We start from the raw sequence: 15,164 nt of genomic DNA, 5'->3' as shown, positions 1-15,164 counted from the left end.
GGCGCACCCAGTTCAACGCGAAAGCCAACAACGTGATCAATCCCTTCAAGTCCGCCCTCGAGCGCTGGCGCGCGAGCCCCGCCGCCGTATCGCTGCCGCCCAACCTGCTGAAGAACCTGTATCCGGTGATGCTGCTGGCGATCGGCGTGACGGCGATGGTGCTGATGTACCTGTGGAGCGACCAGTCCGGCTACAAGCCGGTGTTCGGCGCGCGCGAGAAAGTCTCCGCCTCGGACATGATGACCGTGCTCGATTCCGACCACATCCCCTACCGCCTGCATCCGGAAAGCGGCCAGGTGCTGGTGCCGTCGTCGATGCTGGGCAAGGTGCGCATGCTGCTGGCCGCCAAGGGCGTGACCGCGCAACTGCCGGCCGGCCTGGAACTGATGGACAAGAACGACCCGCTGGGCGTGTCGCAGTTCGTGCAGGACGTGCGCTTCCGCCGCGGCCTCGAAGGCGAGCTGGCGCAATCGATCATGACCCTGGACGCGATCGCCCACGCGCGCGTGCACCTGTCGATCGCCAAGTCGACCTCCTTCGTGTCGTCCGACGGCGAGAAGTCGTCGGCCTCGGTGGTGGTGGCGCTCAAGCCCGGCCACACCATGTCGCCGGAGGCGATCGCCGCCGTCGTCAACATGGTGGCCGGCAGCGTCGCCAGCCTGAGCCCGCAGCGCGTCAGCCTGGTCGACCAGACCGGCAACCTGCTGTCCTCGCACGTCGACCTGACCGACGGCTTCGACGCCGGCAGCGCCAGCAACGAGAACGGCAAGCGCATCCAGGACGAGGTCAAGGCCAATGTGCGCAACCTGCTGGGCCCGGTCATCGGCGAAGACAACTTCCGCATGAGCGTGATGGCCGCCGTCGACAACGACCGGATCGAGGAGACGGTGGAGAAATACGGCGCCGATCCGAAAGTCACCAGCGAGGCGATGCGCGAGGAACAGGACCGCAACCGCGTGGCCATGGGCGTGCCGGGCACCCTGTCGAACCGGCCGCCGCCGGCCGACGCCAACCCGGCCAACGCCGCCAAGCCAGCCGCCGCCAACGACCCGAACAACCCGGCCGACGGCACCGCCCGCAAGAACGCCACCACCCGCCAGTACGCCTACGACCGCAGCATCACCCAGACCAAGCGCAGCCGCGGCCGGCTGGAAAAGCTCAGCGTGGCCGTGGTGCTGGCGCAGGCCGCCTCGCCCACGCCGAAGACCGGCTGGAGCGCCAACGAAATCGCCAACATCGACAAGATCCTGCGCAACGGCCTGGGCATCAACGCCGAGCGCGGCGACCAGCTGGTGGTGTCGGCGATGAACTTCCCGCCCAAGGCCGCCGTGGCGCCATGGTGGCAGGAACGCGACAACGTGGTCGACATCAGCTCCTACGTGATGTACGCGGTCGGCATCATCCTCGGTTATTTGTTGCTGCTGCGTCCGCTGATGCGCCTGGTCACCGTGCGCTTCGCGCCGGATCCGCGCGAGCTGCAGCGCATCGCCGGCGAGCGCCGCGCCGCCGAGCAGGCCGCCGTGGCCGCCGCCAGGGAAGCGAAGGAAGCGGCCGCCAAGGAAGCCGCAGCAGCCGCGCCGGCCATCGGCGCGCCGGGCACGCCGGGCGCCCCCGCGCTGCCGGGCGCCGCCGGCCAGCCGGGCATGCCGGTGGTGCCGCTGCTGGAAAACTACGATCTGCCTCCGCCGGGCTCGGCGGTCGACGTCATGGTCGACCACCTGAAAGTGCTGGCCGAAAAAGAACCGGAACGTGTCGCCGAAGTCGTCAAACAATGGATGCAGAAAAATGGCCGAACTCAACAATAACCCGCAGGACGCCGACGAAGACTACGCCGGCGCCGTCCGCAACGCCCAGCTGTCGCCGGTGGAGCAGGCGGCCATCGTTCTGCTGAGCATAGGCGAGGAGCCGGCCGCGGCCGTGCTGCGCTGCCTGACGCGCGAAGAGCTGCTGGAGGTGACGCAGGTGATGTCGCGCATGAGCGGCATCAAGGTCGAGTCGGTCAAGACGGCGATGCAGACCTTCTTCGACGACTACCGCCAGCAGTCCGGCGTGCACGGCGCCTCGCGCAGCTACCTGAAGCGCTCGCTGGACCTGGCGCTGGGCGGCGACCTGGCCAACACCGTGTTGAACAACATCTACGGCGACGAGCTGCGGCCCAAGATGGCGCGCCTGCAGTGGGCCTCGCCGAAGTGGCTGGCCGAATACATCTCCAACGAGCACGTGCAGATGCAGGCGGTGTTCCTGGCCTTCCTGCCGCCGGCGCTGGCCGGCCAGATCATCGACGCGCTGCCGCAGGAGGGCCGCGACCTGGTGCTGCTGAATCTGGCGCGCCTGGACGAGATCGACCGCGACCTGCTGCAGGAGCTCGACGAGCTGGTGGTGCGCTGCCTGTCCTCCTTCGATTCGCAGAGCACCAGCGTCGAGGGCATACGCCAGGCGGCCGAGATCCTCAACCGCCTGCCGGGCAACCGCGCGCAGATGGTCGAGCTGCTGCGCGCCCACGACCCGGAAGTGGTGGCGCAGATCGAGCTGTCGATGTACGACTTCTTCATCCTCGGCAACCAGTCCGAGGTGGCGATCACCCGCATCATCGAGGAAGTGCCGCTGGAGCAATGGGCGATCGCGCTCAAGGGCGCCGAAGTGTCGATCCGCGACGCCATCCTCAAGACCATGCCGAAACGCCAGGCCCAGGCCTTCGAGGACATGATGCGGCGCGCCGGCCCGATGCCGATGTCGCGCATCGAGCAGACCCGCCAGGAAATCATGGCCACCGTCAAGGCGCTGGCCGACGTCGGCGAAATCGAGATCCAGCTGTTCGCCGAACAGGTGGTCGAATGAAGCAATTCCGCGCCTACCGCTTCCCGCCGCTGGCCCAGTTCACCAACCTCGCGCACCAGCGCGCGGTGGCGCAGAGCCACAGCCAGAACGGCGACGGCGGCGCCCAGTGGGCGGCCTCGGTCAGCGAAGGCTTCGAACAGGGCCAGCGCGACGGCTACGAGATCGGTCTGGCCCGCGGCCAGGAAGACGGCTTCGAGGCCGGCCGCGCCTCCGGCCAGGAACAGGGCCGCGAGGAAGGCCGCCACGAAACGCTGGTGGCCTACGACCAGATGGCGCGCCCGGTGGACGCCATGCTCAAGAGCCTGAAGAAGCTGCGCTCGGACTACCGCGCCGCCCAGCGCAAGGAAGTGGTCGACCTGGTGGCCAAGGTGGCGCGCCAGGTGATCCGCGCCGAACTGGCGCTGCAGCCGGTGCAGCTGATGGCCCTGGTCGAGGAAACGCTGGCGTCGATGCCGCCTACCCGCGAGGAAATCGACGTGTTCCTGAACCCGGAAGAACTCAAACGCATCGCCGAGCTGGACCCGAAACGTTCCAAGCGCTGGAACCTGATCCCGGACGCCCGCCTGGACGCCGGCGAATGCCGCATCAAGGCTGGCGACAATGAAGTCGATGCCGGATGTCATCAACGTCTTGCGGCTGTCATGGAACAGGTCGATAATCAACTTCAAGCTGCCGACGGCGGCGACGAACCGGAGAGCGAAGAGTGATCGCTGACGCCTTACGCAATCTCGAGCTGGGTTCAGTTCCCATGGCGACCCCGACGGGCCGCCTGGTGGGCGCGTCCGGTTTGCTGCTTGAGGCGGTCGGTTGCCCGTTGCACACGGGCCAGCGTTGCCAGATAGAGACAGTCGGCGGCGAATGGCTGGACGCCCAGGTGGTCGGTTTCCGCGACAAGCTGTCGTTTTTGATGCCGTTCAAGAAGGCCATCGGCCTGACCACCGGCGCCCGCGTGCTGCCCTCCCCTGAAAAAGTCAGCCTGCAGATCGGTTCCGGCTGGCTCGGCCGCATGGTCAACGGCCTGGGCGAGCCGATCGACGGCCTCGGCAAGCTGTCCGGCGACTTCCCGCTCGAACCGCTGCCGCCGCGCATCCATCCGCTGAAGAAAAAGCCGGTCACCGAGGCGCTCGACGTCGGCGTGCGCGCCATCAACGCCATGCTGACCCTGGGCAAGGGCCAGCGCGTCGGCCTGATGGCCGGCTCCGGCGTCGGCAAATCCGTGCTGCTGGGCCTGATGACCCGCCAGACCGTGGCCGACGTGGTCGTGGTCGGCCTGATCGGCGAGCGCTCGCGCGAGGTGCGCGAATTCGTCGACATGTCGCTGGGCAAGGAAGGCTTGTCCAAGGCCGTGCTGGTGATCGCGCCGGCCGACGAAAGCCCGCTGATGCGCATCATGGCCACCGAACTGTGCCACTCGATCGCCGCCCACTACCGCGACCAGGGCAAGAACGTGCTGCTGCTGGTCGACTCGCTGACCCGCTACGCGATGGCGCTGCGCGAGGTGGCGCTGGCGCTGGGCGAGCCGCCGGCCACCAAGGGCTACCCGCCGTCGGTGTTCACGGCGCTGCCGCAGCTGGTCGAATCGGCCGGCAACGGCGAAAACCAGACCGGCAGCATGAGCGCGATCTACACCGTGCTGGCCGAGGGCGACGACCAGCAGGATCCGGTGGTCGACACCGCCCGCGCCGTGCTCGACGGCCACATCGTCATGACGCGCGAGCTGGCCGAGCGGGGCCACTACCCGGCGATCGACATCGCCGCCTCGATCAGCCGCTGCATGAGCCAGGTCATCACGCACGAACACCTGATGGCGGCGCGCGCCCTGAAGGCCAGCATGGCCCGCCACGACCGCGTGCGCGACCTGATACCGCTGGGCGCCTATGTGCCCGGCGCCGACCCGGTTACCGACAAGGCGGTGCTGCTGCACCCGAAAGTCGAGGACTTCCTGTGCCAGGGCACCAAAGAAGAGGCGCCCTTCGCACCGTGCATCAACCAACTTGAAAAGCTGATGACATGAGCCACCACAACATCCGTAACCTGACCACCCTGGTGGCCCTGCGCAACACCGAAGTGGAGCGCCTGCAGACGGAACTGGCGGAAAAGGAAAGCCTGCGTGAACGGTATCAAAAGAACCTCGAGCGCCTGACCGGGCTCTACACCAACAGCGGCCCCAGCGGCAATCTGCATCCCGCGCTGGCCGGCAACTGCGGCGACTTCAAGCAGGCCGTGATGCAGATGGCCGACAACCACCGCCTCGACCTGCACATGCACGAGGCCGACATGGCGGTGTCGCAGCAGGCGCTCAACACCGCCTGGGCCAAGCGCGAAGTGCTGGGCAAGGTGCTCAGCAAGCAGCAAAAAGTCGTGTTGCAGCAACAAAACACGCAGGAACGCAAGCAACATGATGAGTTGGCAACACAGCTATGGATGCGCGGCCAGAAGTGATAATCGCCGCCGCGAAAAAATAGTCAGGAATATTTTCATAGGGAAACGATTAAGGTCGCCTTATATCAGGGTACACTCAATCATCCTTCCAGGAGCACGATCATGGCAGTCATCAGCAGTCCTACCTACGACCCGACCACCACCGCCACCAACCTGGCCAACGCCTACGTCGCGCCATCGAAGGCGATCCTGGACCTGCAGTCGAACAAGGCCAAGGCCACCGACAGCGGGCTGACCACGCTCAACTCGGCGCTGACCGCCTTCCAGTCGGCCATGCGCGGCCTGGCCACCGGCACCAGCACCGTCAGCGCCAACTCGGCCACCTTCAGCAACACCGCGGTCGCCAACGCCACCGCCAATTCGAACGCCGTGGCCGGCACCTACTCGTTCTACGTCGAGCAGCTGGCCACCGCCGGCCAGGTGTCGTACAACGTGGCCGACAGCGCCGCCACCAACGCCGGCGCCATGAACGTGGTGCTGGCCGACGGCTCGACCTTCCAGGTCGACCTGGCCAACGCCGACAGCAATATGGACGGCCAGCTGTCCGCCAAGGAAATCGCCGCCGCCGTCAACATCGCCGCCAACAACAATTCGCGCGTGACCGCCTCGGTGATGACCGTCAACGGCACCTCCAAGCTGGTGCTGTCGTCGACCCAGACCGGCGCCGCCAACGCGGTGGCCTCGATCGACGTGTCCGGCCTCAACGATCCCGGCCTGCAGGCCAGCCTGTCGGCGCAGTCGACCCTGACCGCCGCCAACGACGCCATCGTGTGGGTCGGCGGCCAGGCCGGCACCAAGGTGCAGCAGGCCTCGAACACCTACAGCGTGGTCGACGACGTCAAGTTCACCGTCACCTCGGCGCAGGCCGTCGGCGCGGCGCCGGTCACGCTGACCGTGGCGCCGGACACCACCGGCACCGTGGCCAATGTGCAGAAATTCGTCGACGCCTACAACGCGCTGCTGACCTCGATCAAGACGCTGACCGCGGCGGGCGACCACACGGTGGTGCAGTCGAGCGACGCCAACGCCACGCCATCGCCGACCGCGGCCGACGCCGCCTTCTACAACGACGCCGGCGTGACCAACCTGCGCGACCGCCTGAGCAGCGCGCTGCGCGCGGTCACCGGCGGCAAGTCGCTGATCAGCTTTGGCATCTCGGCCGGCCGCGACGGCACGCTGACGGTCGATGCGGGCCGCCTGAACAAGGCCGTGGCCGCCAATCCCGGCTCGCTGGACACGCTGTTCGGCCGCGCCGGCACCGGCGTGCAGAGCGGCGTGATGGGCGCGATGGACAAGATCGTCAGCGGCTGGACCAGCGCCGGCACCGGCCTGATCGCGACCCGCCAGCTGACCAACAGCAAGCAGCAGAGCGACATCACGCTGCGCCAGGCCAACGTGCAGAGCCAGTTCGACAACGCCTACAAACGCTACCTGGCGCAATTCACCGCGCTGCAGCAGCTGCAGTCGTCGATGACCAGCACCTCGAACATGTTTACGGCGATGTTCTCGTCGTCCAGCAGCAGTTAACACAGTCAGTCAATCCATTACGGTGAACACCATGTTGAATCACGAAGCCTATAGCAGTTACCACTCGACCAACCTGGATGCCCAGGTGGCGCGCGCCTCGCCGATCGAACTGGTGCTGGTCCTGACCGACGGCCTGCTGGAAGAACTGGCGCGCGCGCGCGGCCACATCGTCGGCAAGCGCTACGAGCTCAAGGCCAACAGCCTTAACAAGTGCACCGACATCATCAATGGCCTGGCCAGCTCGCTGGACTTCGACAACGGCGGCGAAGTGGTGGAAAACCTGGGCCGCCTGTACGACTACTGCGCCGGCCGGCTGTACACGGCCGGGGTCAGCCTCGACCCGACCATCATCGACGAAGTGACGACCTTGTTGACCACGATTAAAAAAGGCTGGCTTGGGGTTCAGGCCAAAAATGGATAGACAGCGCACCCTGTTGCAGATGGCAAAAAAAATGAACGCCGCCATCGCTTCCGAGGATTGGAAGACGCTGGCGGCGCTTAACACGTTAATGGCCGCCACGCTGCCGCAAATGGCGGCGCAGGGTAAATGGAGTCCCGCCGAGATCGCCGCGCTGGCGGCCTTGCGCCAGCGGCACGAGGAAGCAACGCGCGTTTGCAACGAAGCCACCGAGGACCTGGGGCGCCGATTGCAAGAAATGCAAACCAACAAAGAGGGCTGGCTGGCCTATGCCCTCGACAGCGAACAAGCAGAAACCGGAATCCAAGCATGATGACACTCCCTAGCGCCTCGGCCTCGGCAAACGCCGCGAAAGCCGCCTCCTCCGCTCCGGTGGCCGCCAACAACGGTCCAGCCGACAGCGCGCCGGCGCCCGCCGCCAACGCCCGTGCCAACGACAAGCCGTCAACCGCGCAGAACAGCGACAGCAGGACCGCCGCCAAGCCGCAACAACCGCAACAACAGCCGCGCGCGCAAGCGGGCCAGCCGCCGCGTACGCAGGCCGGCCAGGGCGCGCAGGCCAGCCAGGACAGCCGCGACAGCAACACCGCCGCCGACGAAGCGCCGGCCACTGTGACGGTACCGCTGTTTGCCCAACTGCTGGACCTGGCCGACCTGGCCGGCGCCAGCACCGCCGCGCCCGCGCCCGCAGCCACCGACAGCGACAGCACCGACACCAAGGCCGACAGCGGCGCCGGCACCGCCACCGCCGACGTGCTGCCCGCCATGTTTGGCGCCCTGCTGGCCACCGCCGCACCGATCGCCACCGCGCTGGTCAATGCCGGCGCCAGCGCCGACACCGACGCGCCGCGTACCGAGGCCATCAGCGCCACGTCGACGCTGAGCAATGCCGCCACCCGCTTGAACCTGTCGGCCGCCAGCGTGGCCGTCAACGCCGCGCCGCAGCCTCAGGCCGCCGCGCTCCAGAACGCCGACGCCGCCGCCGCGGCCGCCACCGCCGCATCGGCCGCCGCACAGACCGCCGCGCAAACACCGGCGCCGGCGACCGCCGCTCCGGCCAGCACGCCGCAAAGCATCTACACCATGGCCAACAACGCCGCCCTGGGCGCCTTGGCGCAGCAGAGCCAGGCCGATGCGCCGGCCGCCGCCAGCAGTGGCAGCAACAACAGCAACACCCTCGCCGCCGACGGCGCCGCCCCTGCCCCCGCGCCGGTCCAGACCGCGCCGGCTCCCGTGCTGACGGCCGCCTCCGGCGCCGCCTGCGCGCCGGCCGCGCCGCGCGTCGCGCAGCGCAGCGCCGATGCAGCCCCCGCCAGCGACACCGCCACCACCACGGCAGCGGGCGTTGCCGCCGTCAAGGACGACAGCGGCGCCAGCCGCGCCGCCGCGCCGGCGCCTGCCGCCACCGGCAACAACGTCGGCTTCAGCCAGAACGCGCCGGCCGCCACGCCGGCCGCCGCCATCGTCAAGCTGGCCGGCTCGCCAGAACAGTGGCAGCAGCCGCTGCGCGAAGCGCTGGGCGACCGCCTGCAAGTGCAGCTGCAGCGCAACAACGATCACGCCGTCATCCGCCTGGAACCGCCCAATATGGGCAGCATCGAGATCTCGATCCGCCAGTCCGGCGGTACGCTGCAGGTGAATTTGTCGGCCAATCACAGCGAGGTGGTGCGTCAGCTCAACACCATCGGCGACAGCGTGCGCCAGGACCTGTCGACCACCCGCCAGTTTGGCGACGTCGCGGTGACGGTCAGCTCGTCGCGCGCCCAGGCGCAGGCCGACGGCGGTGGCCGCAACCAGCAGCAGCGCGACCAGGACGAAGGCCGCACGCCGGGCCGCGCCCTGTCCGATGACGGCGCCACGTCCACCTTTGCCATGACATCCGAGCGGGAGTAATCAGTAGATGAAGAACATGAAAATGATCATAGCGCTGGTGCTGGTCGCCGTGGTTGGCGCGGCGGTGGCCGGCGGCGCAGTCTGGTACATGGCGAAGGGCAATGACGACACGGCGGCGGCGCCAAGCAAGGATGTCAAGAAGACGGCCAAGAAGGAAGAGAAAAAGGAAAGAAAATCGGACGGCGAGCCGCCCAAGTACCTGACGGTGGACAAGGTGGTCATCATGCTCAAGCGCCAGCCCGGCGACACGGTGACGCATTACATGTCGGCCGACCTGGTGGTGACCACCGACGCCAAGCGCGAGAAGGAAACCAAGGAAAACCTGCCGCTGCTGCGCAGCGTGGCGGTGCGGACGCTGTCCAACCTGCCGATGGCCACCGCGCAGCTGATGACGATCGACCAGTTCGCCGCCCAGCTGAACAAGGCGTTCGACGACGCCTACGAGCATGAGGGCCGGGAAAAACCGTTTTCGGAAGTCATGATCGGCAAGCTGATCGTTGAGTAGATTGCAGCACATATGAGCACGACGGAAGCGACCAGTGGAGCGGCAATGGCATATATAGAGCAATACGCGGACGCTTATGCCGAAAGCTACGGCGAGAACGGCCACGCGCCGGTCGCGCACAGCGTGGCCGACGAGCAAAAGCACCTGCTCGCCTATGCGCCGCTGGTCAAGCGCATCGTGCGCCAGCTCAATTCGCAGATCGCCGGCGCCATCGACCGCGACGACATGGAGCAGATCGGCCTGATGGGTTTGCTTGAAGCGCTGCGCCGCTACGGCGAGCCGGACGGCGCCTTCGGCAGCTACGCCAGCCTGCGCGTGCGCGGCGCCATCCTCGACGAACTGCGGCGCCAGGACTGGCGCCCGCGCGCGGTGCGCCAGCAAAGCCACAAGCTGCGCGACGCCGTGCGCGCGCTGACCCGCAACCTGGGCCACGAGCCCAGCGAGCAGGAAATCATGAGCGGCCTGAACCTGACGGCGGAAGCCTACCAGGCTTACCAGATGGACGAGAACGCCGAACTGATCGCCAGCTTCGACGAAGTGCTGCAGGAAAGCGTCAGCAACGAGAGCGCGCCCAGCCCGGAAGACCAGCTGGTGGTGCGGCGCAGCCTGGAACAGGCGCTGCGCGGGCTCGACGAGCGCGAGCAGCGGGTGGTGCAAATGTATTACGAGTTCGAGCTCAGCTACAAGGAAATCGCCGCCGTGCTGGACCTGACCGACGCCCGCGTCTGTCAGCTCAACAAGGCGGCGCTGGGCAAGATGAGAGCAGTACTGCAGAGCGCCTGATCCAGAACGGGCGGCAGGGCAAGATTAGAAAAATGACGCGGAAAGGCGAATCATCATGCAGCAAATAGTCGGCATTATCATAGTTTTAGGCAGCGTCTTCGGCGGCTTCTTCATGATGGGCGGCGCCTTCCATCAAATCTGGCAGCCGATCGAGCTGATCGTGATCGCCGGCTCCGGCCTCGGCGCGCTGGTGATCGGCAACCCGCCGCACGTGCTGAAGGAAATGTTCACGCAGATCAAGAAGATCGTGTTCCGCAAGAAATACGACTCGGAATTCCAGCGCCAGTTGCTGCTGCTGATGTACGAACTGCTGCAGCTGGCCGCCGGCGGCCTGAAGGCGCTCGACGCCCACGTCGAGGCGCCCAAGGACAGCCAGCTGTTCCAGCGCTATCCGCGCGTGCTGGAAGAGCCGAAACTGCTGGCCTTCATCGTCGACAACTTCCGCCTGATGGCGATGGGCAAGATCAACGCGCACGAGCTCGAAGGCGTGCTGGAGCAGGAACTGGAAGCCATCCACGAGGAACTGACGCAGCCGGCCAAGTCGCTCAACAAGATCGGCGAGGCGATGCCGGGCTTCGGTATTCTGGCCGCGGTGCTGGGCATCGTCATCACCATGGGCACGGTCAACGAAGGCGCCACCTCGGGCGAGATCGCCGAACACGTCGGCGCGGCCATGGTCGGTACCTTCATCGGCATCTTCTTCTGCTACGGCGTGCTCGATCCGATTTCCAACATGATGAAGCAGCTGGTCAACCAGGAAGCGTCGAACAAGGAATGCGTCAAGGTGGTGCTGGTGACCCATGTGGCCGGCAAGCCGCCGCTGCTGGCGATCGACGCCGGCCGCCGCCTGGTGCCGCTCAACATCAAGCCTAGCTTCGCCCAGCTGGAACGCTGGATCAACGACCTCGAGGGCCGCGACAGCGCACCGAGCGAAGACAGCTCACGCAGAGGAGGCCGCGGTGCTAAAGTCGCATGACAAGGGCCATGAGCAGACCATCGTCAAGCGCGGCGGCGGCAAGCACGCCCATGACGAGCACGGCGGCGCGTGGAAAGTCGCGTTCGCCGACTTTTGCCTGGCGCTGAGCTGCCTGTTCCTGGTGCTGTGGCTGATGGCGGCACGTAATACCGAGTCGCTGGAGCAGATCCTGACCGAGTCCGACGGCGCCAAGACCGACCAGGGCAAGGGCGTCATGCCCGAGCAGGTCGGCGGCCCGCGCGGCAGCCTGATCGACCGCTTCCCGATGCCGCACACCGGCAGCACCGAGGATCCGGGCGACGCCAAGGCCCGGGGCGAGGCCAACACCCGCCAGACCGGCGAGGATGCCGCCGTGATCGAGCCGGCCAAGGTCAAGTACGACAGTCCGAGCGACCTGGCCGCGCTGTCCAAGGCGCTGACCAGGATGAGCACAGAGGCCGGCCTGACCAGCAACCTCGAATCCATCATCACGCCCTACGGCTTGCGCGTGATGCTGCACGACACCGACCGCCAGGGCATGTTCGTGCGCGGCTCCGCCGTGCCGACCGACAAGTTCCGCATGCTGCTGCGCAAGATGGGCCCGCTGTTCCGGCAGATGGAAAACCAGATGCTGATCGTCGGCCACACCGATTCGCTGCAGTACGCCGACCGCAGCTACGCCGCCTTCTCGAACTGGACGCTGTCGGCCAACCGCGCGATGTCGGCCCGCTCGCAGCTGCTGGCCGGCACCATGAACCCGGAATCGGTGCTGCAGGTGGTGGGCATGGCCGACCGCGCGCCGCTCGACACCAAGCGCGCCGACGCCGGCGTCAACCGCCGCATCGAACTGCTGATCCTGACCACCGCGCAAGCGAAGTCGATCGCCACCATGTTCGGCATGCCGGAGAACTCCAACGCGCTGACCCAGGATGTCGACACGGCGCTGCCGGACGCCACGCTGCTGCAGAAGCTGCGCAGCAAGCTCGGCGGCGACAGCCCGTTGCGCGATCCGCGCCACAAAAAATAAAGTACGACGTATGGAAACCAAGCCAACCAGAGGCACACGTATGAGAATTTCGACAGGAAGTCCGGACGGCGTGGCCGTCCAGCGCGTGGCCGAATCCGCCGCGCCGGATGCGGCCGAGGCCGTCGCGCCGCCGGCGGTGCAGGCGCCGCTGCAATCGGCGGTGATGCAGCCGGCGCTGCAGGCGATGCGCGAGATGCCGGAAATCGACCAGGAAAAGGTCGACATGCTGCGCGACGCGCTGGCCAAGGGCGAGCTGCCGTTCGACCCGGCCAAGCTGGCCGGCCTGATCCAGCGCTTCCACGGGAGCGAGAAGTGACGCAAGAAGCAACACCGGGCGGCAAGGCAGCCAGCGCCGCCGTCAGCACTCCGGGCGCCGCCCCGGCCACCCGGCAGGAAGCGATGAAGCAGCTGCTGGGCGGAATCGCGGAGGATTTGACCGGTTACCAGCAGCTGAGCGCCCTGCTCGAGCAGCAATTCGACGCCGCGCTGCGCCACCAGGGCCCGCGCCTGACCGAGGTGGCCGAGGCCATTTCGGCGCTGGTGGACGCGATGCAACAGCGCCGCCAGCAGAGAGTGGCGCTGGTACAACGTTTATTAGGGCCAACAGCGACCATGATGCAGGCTTTTGCCTTGCTGAAAAATGCGGCACGCGAGAGAATGGAAGCTGACTGGAAAACACTGGAACAGATGGTTATCGAATGCAAGCGTCTGGGCAAGCGCAATAGCGACTTGCTGGTGGAACAGTACAGCATCATGCAGCGCGTGCTGCATGGCGAGGAGCAGATTTATGCGCCAGCTTGACCGGATGCAGCCTACCGCACCGACCGCCGCAACCGTATCGAACGTCAGCCCCAGCCGCCCCGCCGCGGCAGCCGGCGGCTTTGCCGCGTCCGGCGCCTTCGCCTCCACCTTCAAGCAGGTCCAGCATGACGTGGCCGCCTTCATCAGCAACGGCGGCGGCGGTTTTTCCAGCAGCGCCGCCGACGCAGGTGCTGCAAGTCCGGCCATGGCCCTGCAGACGATGGCGCTGCGCCACCAGGGCGCCGGCGCCATCGATGCCGGCTCCAGTGCCGGCGCCGACGCCGAGCTGCAACAGCAATTCCTGGCCTCGATCAAGCCGTGGGCGGAGGAAACCGCCGGCAAGCTGGGCGTATCGCCCGACATCGTCGCCGCCCACGCGGCGCTGGAATCGGGCTGGGGCCGCAACCCGCTGCGCAAGGCCGGCATGGACACCAACAACCTGTTCGGCCTGAAGGCCGGCGGCAGCTGGCAGGGCGACGTGGCCGCCGTCACCACCTCCGAATACGAACAGGGCGCGATGCTGAAGAAGACCGAGCGCTTCCGCAGCTATCCGGACGCCGCCAGCGCCTTCCGCGACTACGCCGACATGTTGACCAGCAATCCGCGCTACCAGGCCGCGCTCAACACCGGCAGCGACGCGCGCGCCTTCGCCAGCGGCCTGGCCCAGGGCGGCTACGCCACCGACCCGGCCTACGCGGACAAACTGAGCAAGCTGGCCGCGCAGCTGCAGCGCGGCGTCCACCGCGTCACTCCGTCGGGGGATTAGTGGAAACGGGCATATCGACAGGCTCCACTGTTGCCGCGCCCGTCACCCGGGCACGGATCACGGCGCCGTTGGCATTCTTCACCCGCACCATGCTGCCCTTGGCCCCGCCGTCCAGCGCCTCCCCGGCCATGCTGACCTCGATCTGCTCGCGGCGCGCGACGATGCGCACCGCGTCGCCGCGCTTGACCAGCGTCGGCGACGACAGCAGCGCCATGCGCAGCACCTCGCCGGCGCGCAGCGTGCGCCGCCCGCTCATGCCCACCACCTGCTCCGGATCGGCCACGCTGTCGGCGATGCCGGAGATGTCGTGGCGCTCCAGCAACACGTCCTCGTCGGTCAAAACTTTCCCAGCAGGCACATCGCTTGCAACTACGGCAATGCGCGCCGAGATCTGCGCGCGCACCACGAATTCATATCGCCAGCCGTCCTGGCCGGCGCAGACGGCGGCAAAACGCATGCGGCTGGGCAGCCGCGTATCGACCGCCTCGACTGACGCCGCCTGCCGGCAAGCGGCCAGCGGCCTGCTTCCGCGCACCACGCTGAGTTCAAATTTCGGTTCCACCAGGCCGCTGCTGTCGGCCCAGCGGGCGATGTGCTCGCGCGCCGCGGTCTCCACCAGCGCCGGCACCTGTTCGGCGGCGGTCGGTCCGGGCGCGCAAACGGCGTCAGAAAATATGCCACAAAACAGCATGATCGCGCCAAGACCGGTTACAATACTTTTGTTGAACATGAGCAATACCTCTACTATGATGTGCGTGCTTACACGGCCGCCATTCTACATGGGAGTCAGCGGTTTTTTCACTCATGCAATACGGTTTGTCACCTCAGGGGAAGAACATGGGCATTAACTTCAAAGATGCGGTAGGCATGCATGCCGACGCGCTGCATTTGCGCGCCGAGCGCACGCGCATCCTGGCCGCCAACATCGCCAACGAAAACACCCCGGGCTTCCAGGCGCGCGACATGGACTTCGCGGCCACGCTGGCCAACACCCAATCCGAGGCCAACGGCGATATCGGCGGCGACGAGGACAGCGCGATGATGTACCGCGTGCCCTTCCACCCCACCCGCGACGGCAACACCGTCGAGATCGGCGTCGAACAGGCGGCGTTCTCGCAGAACGCTTCCGATTTCCAGACCAGCCTGACCTTCATCAATATGAGCCTCAAGGGCCTGGCCAAAGCCATCAATGGACAATAACGGTCAATA

18 protein-coding genes are annotated in these 15,164 nt (G+C 66.8%); 17 read left to right on the top strand and 1 reads right to left on the bottom strand.

What is annotated here, in order from left to right:
• Window positions 1-32: 32 nt before the first annotated feature.
• From fliF to ABWW33_RS22215, 16 genes are all read left to right on the top strand, one after another.
• Window positions 33-1,805 carry a flagellar basal-body MS-ring/collar protein FliF gene (fliF, locus tag ABWW33_RS22290; protein ID WP_176651309.1) on the top strand — a complete coding sequence of 591 codons (1,773 nt, stop codon included), beginning with the start codon at window positions 33-35 and terminating at the stop codon, window positions 1,803-1,805.
• Window positions 1,786-2,838, top strand: coding sequence for a flagellar motor switch protein FliG (locus ABWW33_RS22285; protein WP_176651310.1), 1,053 nt, complete (start codon window positions 1,786-1,788; stop codon window positions 2,836-2,838). Before fliF ends, ABWW33_RS22285 begins: the two co-directional genes overlap by 20 nt.
• Window positions 2,835-3,545 (top strand): flagellar assembly protein FliH, encoded by a 711-nt coding sequence (fliH, locus tag ABWW33_RS22280; protein WP_176651311.1) that lies wholly within the window; start codon window positions 2,835-2,837, stop codon window positions 3,543-3,545. Before ABWW33_RS22285 ends, fliH begins: the two co-directional genes overlap by 4 nt.
• Window positions 3,542-4,852, top strand: a complete 1,311-nt coding sequence (gene fliI / locus ABWW33_RS22275) for a flagellar protein export ATPase FliI (RefSeq protein ID WP_176651312.1) — start codon at window positions 3,542-3,544, stop codon at window positions 4,850-4,852. Before fliH ends, fliI begins: the two co-directional genes overlap by 4 nt.
• Entirely contained in the window at window positions 4,849-5,280 is a 432-nt protein-coding gene (fliJ, locus tag ABWW33_RS22270; RefSeq protein WP_176651313.1) for a flagellar export protein FliJ, read from the top strand. Before fliI ends, fliJ begins: the two co-directional genes overlap by 4 nt.
• A 102-nt stretch (window positions 5,281-5,382) precedes the next feature.
• Entirely contained in the window at window positions 5,383-6,807 is a 1,425-nt protein-coding gene (gene fliD, locus ABWW33_RS22265) for a flagellar filament capping protein FliD (protein ID WP_353403799.1), read from the top strand.
• Window positions 6,808-6,838: 31 nt separating this feature from the next.
• Window positions 6,839-7,228 carry a flagellar export chaperone FliS gene (gene fliS / locus ABWW33_RS22260; RefSeq protein WP_176651315.1) on the top strand — a complete coding sequence of 130 codons (390 nt, stop codon included), beginning with the start codon at window positions 6,839-6,841 and terminating at the stop codon, window positions 7,226-7,228.
• Window positions 7,229-7,259: 31 nt separating this feature from the next.
• A complete protein-coding gene (locus ABWW33_RS22255) occupies window positions 7,260-7,538 on the top strand; it encodes a hypothetical protein (protein ID WP_353403798.1) in 279 nt (92 codons plus the stop codon).
• On the top strand, window positions 7,535-9,118 hold the full coding sequence (locus ABWW33_RS22250; protein WP_353403797.1) for a flagellar hook-length control protein FliK: 1,584 nt from the start codon (window positions 7,535-7,537) through the stop codon (window positions 9,116-9,118). Before ABWW33_RS22255 ends, ABWW33_RS22250 begins: the two co-directional genes overlap by 4 nt.
• A 16-nt stretch (window positions 9,119-9,134) precedes the next feature.
• Complete coding sequence (locus ABWW33_RS22245; protein WP_353403796.1) at window positions 9,135-9,623, top strand: flagellar basal body-associated FliL family protein; 489 nt, start codon at window positions 9,135-9,137, stop codon at window positions 9,621-9,623.
• A gap of 45 nt (window positions 9,624-9,668) precedes the next feature.
• The gene (locus ABWW33_RS22240) at window positions 9,669-10,406 is read left to right on the top strand and encodes a FliA/WhiG family RNA polymerase sigma factor (protein ID WP_176651319.1); all 738 of its coding nucleotides are present in this window, start codon (window positions 9,669-9,671) and stop codon (window positions 10,404-10,406) included.
• Window positions 10,407-10,461: 55 nt separating this feature from the next.
• Window positions 10,462-11,382, top strand: coding sequence for a flagellar motor stator protein MotA (motA, locus tag ABWW33_RS22235; protein ID WP_176651320.1), 921 nt, complete (start codon window positions 10,462-10,464; stop codon window positions 11,380-11,382).
• A complete protein-coding gene (locus ABWW33_RS22230) occupies window positions 11,366-12,388 on the top strand; it encodes a flagellar motor protein MotB (RefSeq protein ID WP_176651321.1) in 1,023 nt (340 codons plus the stop codon). The genes motA and ABWW33_RS22230 overlap by 17 nt, the downstream gene beginning before the upstream one ends.
• A gap of 40 nt (window positions 12,389-12,428) precedes the next feature.
• A complete protein-coding gene (gene flgM, locus ABWW33_RS22225; RefSeq protein ID WP_176651322.1) occupies window positions 12,429-12,704 on the top strand; it encodes a flagellar biosynthesis anti-sigma factor FlgM in 276 nt (91 codons plus the stop codon).
• A complete protein-coding gene (flgN, locus tag ABWW33_RS22220; RefSeq protein ID WP_353403795.1) occupies window positions 12,701-13,189 on the top strand; it encodes a flagellar export chaperone FlgN in 489 nt (162 codons plus the stop codon). Before flgM ends, flgN begins: the two co-directional genes overlap by 4 nt.
• A complete protein-coding gene (locus tag ABWW33_RS22215; protein WP_353403794.1) occupies window positions 13,176-13,955 on the top strand; it encodes a glycoside hydrolase family 73 protein in 780 nt (259 codons plus the stop codon). The genes flgN and ABWW33_RS22215 overlap by 14 nt, the downstream gene beginning before the upstream one ends.
• Here the strand turns inward: ABWW33_RS22215 and flgA are convergent.
• Window positions 13,936-14,646, bottom strand: a complete 711-nt coding sequence (flgA, locus tag ABWW33_RS22210) for a flagellar basal body P-ring formation chaperone FlgA (protein WP_353403793.1) — start codon at window positions 14,644-14,646, stop codon at window positions 13,936-13,938. The two genes, ABWW33_RS22215 and flgA, sit on opposite strands and share 20 nt — an antisense overlap.
• 146 nt (window positions 14,647-14,792) lie before the next feature.
• Between flgA and flgB the strand changes: the two genes are divergently transcribed.
• A complete protein-coding gene (flgB, locus tag ABWW33_RS22205; RefSeq protein WP_176651325.1) occupies window positions 14,793-15,155 on the top strand; it encodes a flagellar basal body rod protein FlgB in 363 nt (120 codons plus the stop codon).
• Window positions 15,156-15,164 lie beyond the last annotated feature (9 nt).

Origin of the sequence: Duganella hordei (assembly GCF_040369125.1) — a bacterium.
GTDB classification, from domain to species: Bacteria; Pseudomonadota; Gammaproteobacteria; order Burkholderiales; family Burkholderiaceae_D; genus Rugamonas; species Rugamonas hordei.
Note: the sequence above shows the minus strand (reverse complement) of the source record. Positions and strands in the feature narration are given on the sequence as shown.

What these genes read in the sequence shown, in the direction of transcription:
- ABWW33_RS22285 (WP_176651310.1), top strand. Translation starts at nt 1,786, where the DNA reads ATGGCCGAACTCAACAATAACCCGCAGGACGCCGACGAAGACTACGCC.
- fliH (WP_176651311.1), top strand. Translation starts at nt 2,835, where the DNA reads ATGAAGCAATTCCGCGCCTACCGCTTCCCGCCGCTGGCCCAGTTCACC.
- fliJ (WP_176651313.1), top strand. Translation starts at nt 4,849, where the DNA reads ATGAGCCACCACAACATCCGTAACCTGACCACCCTGGTGGCCCTGCGC.
- fliD (WP_353403799.1), top strand. Translation starts at nt 5,383, where the DNA reads ATGGCAGTCATCAGCAGTCCTACCTACGACCCGACCACCACCGCCACC.
- fliS (WP_176651315.1), top strand. Translation starts at nt 6,839, where the DNA reads ATGTTGAATCACGAAGCCTATAGCAGTTACCACTCGACCAACCTGGAT.
- ABWW33_RS22255 (WP_353403798.1), top strand. Translation starts at nt 7,260, where the DNA reads ATGAACGCCGCCATCGCTTCCGAGGATTGGAAGACGCTGGCGGCGCTT.
- ABWW33_RS22250 (WP_353403797.1), top strand. Translation starts at nt 7,535, where the DNA reads ATGATGACACTCCCTAGCGCCTCGGCCTCGGCAAACGCCGCGAAAGCC.
- ABWW33_RS22245 (WP_353403796.1), top strand. Translation starts at nt 9,135, where the DNA reads ATGAAAATGATCATAGCGCTGGTGCTGGTCGCCGTGGTTGGCGCGGCG.
- ABWW33_RS22240 (WP_176651319.1), top strand. Translation starts at nt 9,669, where the DNA reads ATGGCATATATAGAGCAATACGCGGACGCTTATGCCGAAAGCTACGGC.
- motA (WP_176651320.1), top strand. Translation starts at nt 10,462, where the DNA reads ATGCAGCAAATAGTCGGCATTATCATAGTTTTAGGCAGCGTCTTCGGC.
- flgM (WP_176651322.1), top strand. Translation starts at nt 12,429, where the DNA reads ATGAGAATTTCGACAGGAAGTCCGGACGGCGTGGCCGTCCAGCGCGTG.
- ABWW33_RS22215 (WP_353403794.1), top strand. Translation starts at nt 13,176, where the DNA reads ATGCGCCAGCTTGACCGGATGCAGCCTACCGCACCGACCGCCGCAACC.
- flgA (WP_353403793.1), bottom strand. Translation starts at nt 14,646, where the DNA reads ATGCTGTTTTGTGGCATATTTTCTGACGCCGTTTGCGCGCCCGGACCG.
- flgB (WP_176651325.1), top strand. Translation starts at nt 14,793, where the DNA reads ATGGGCATTAACTTCAAAGATGCGGTAGGCATGCATGCCGACGCGCTG.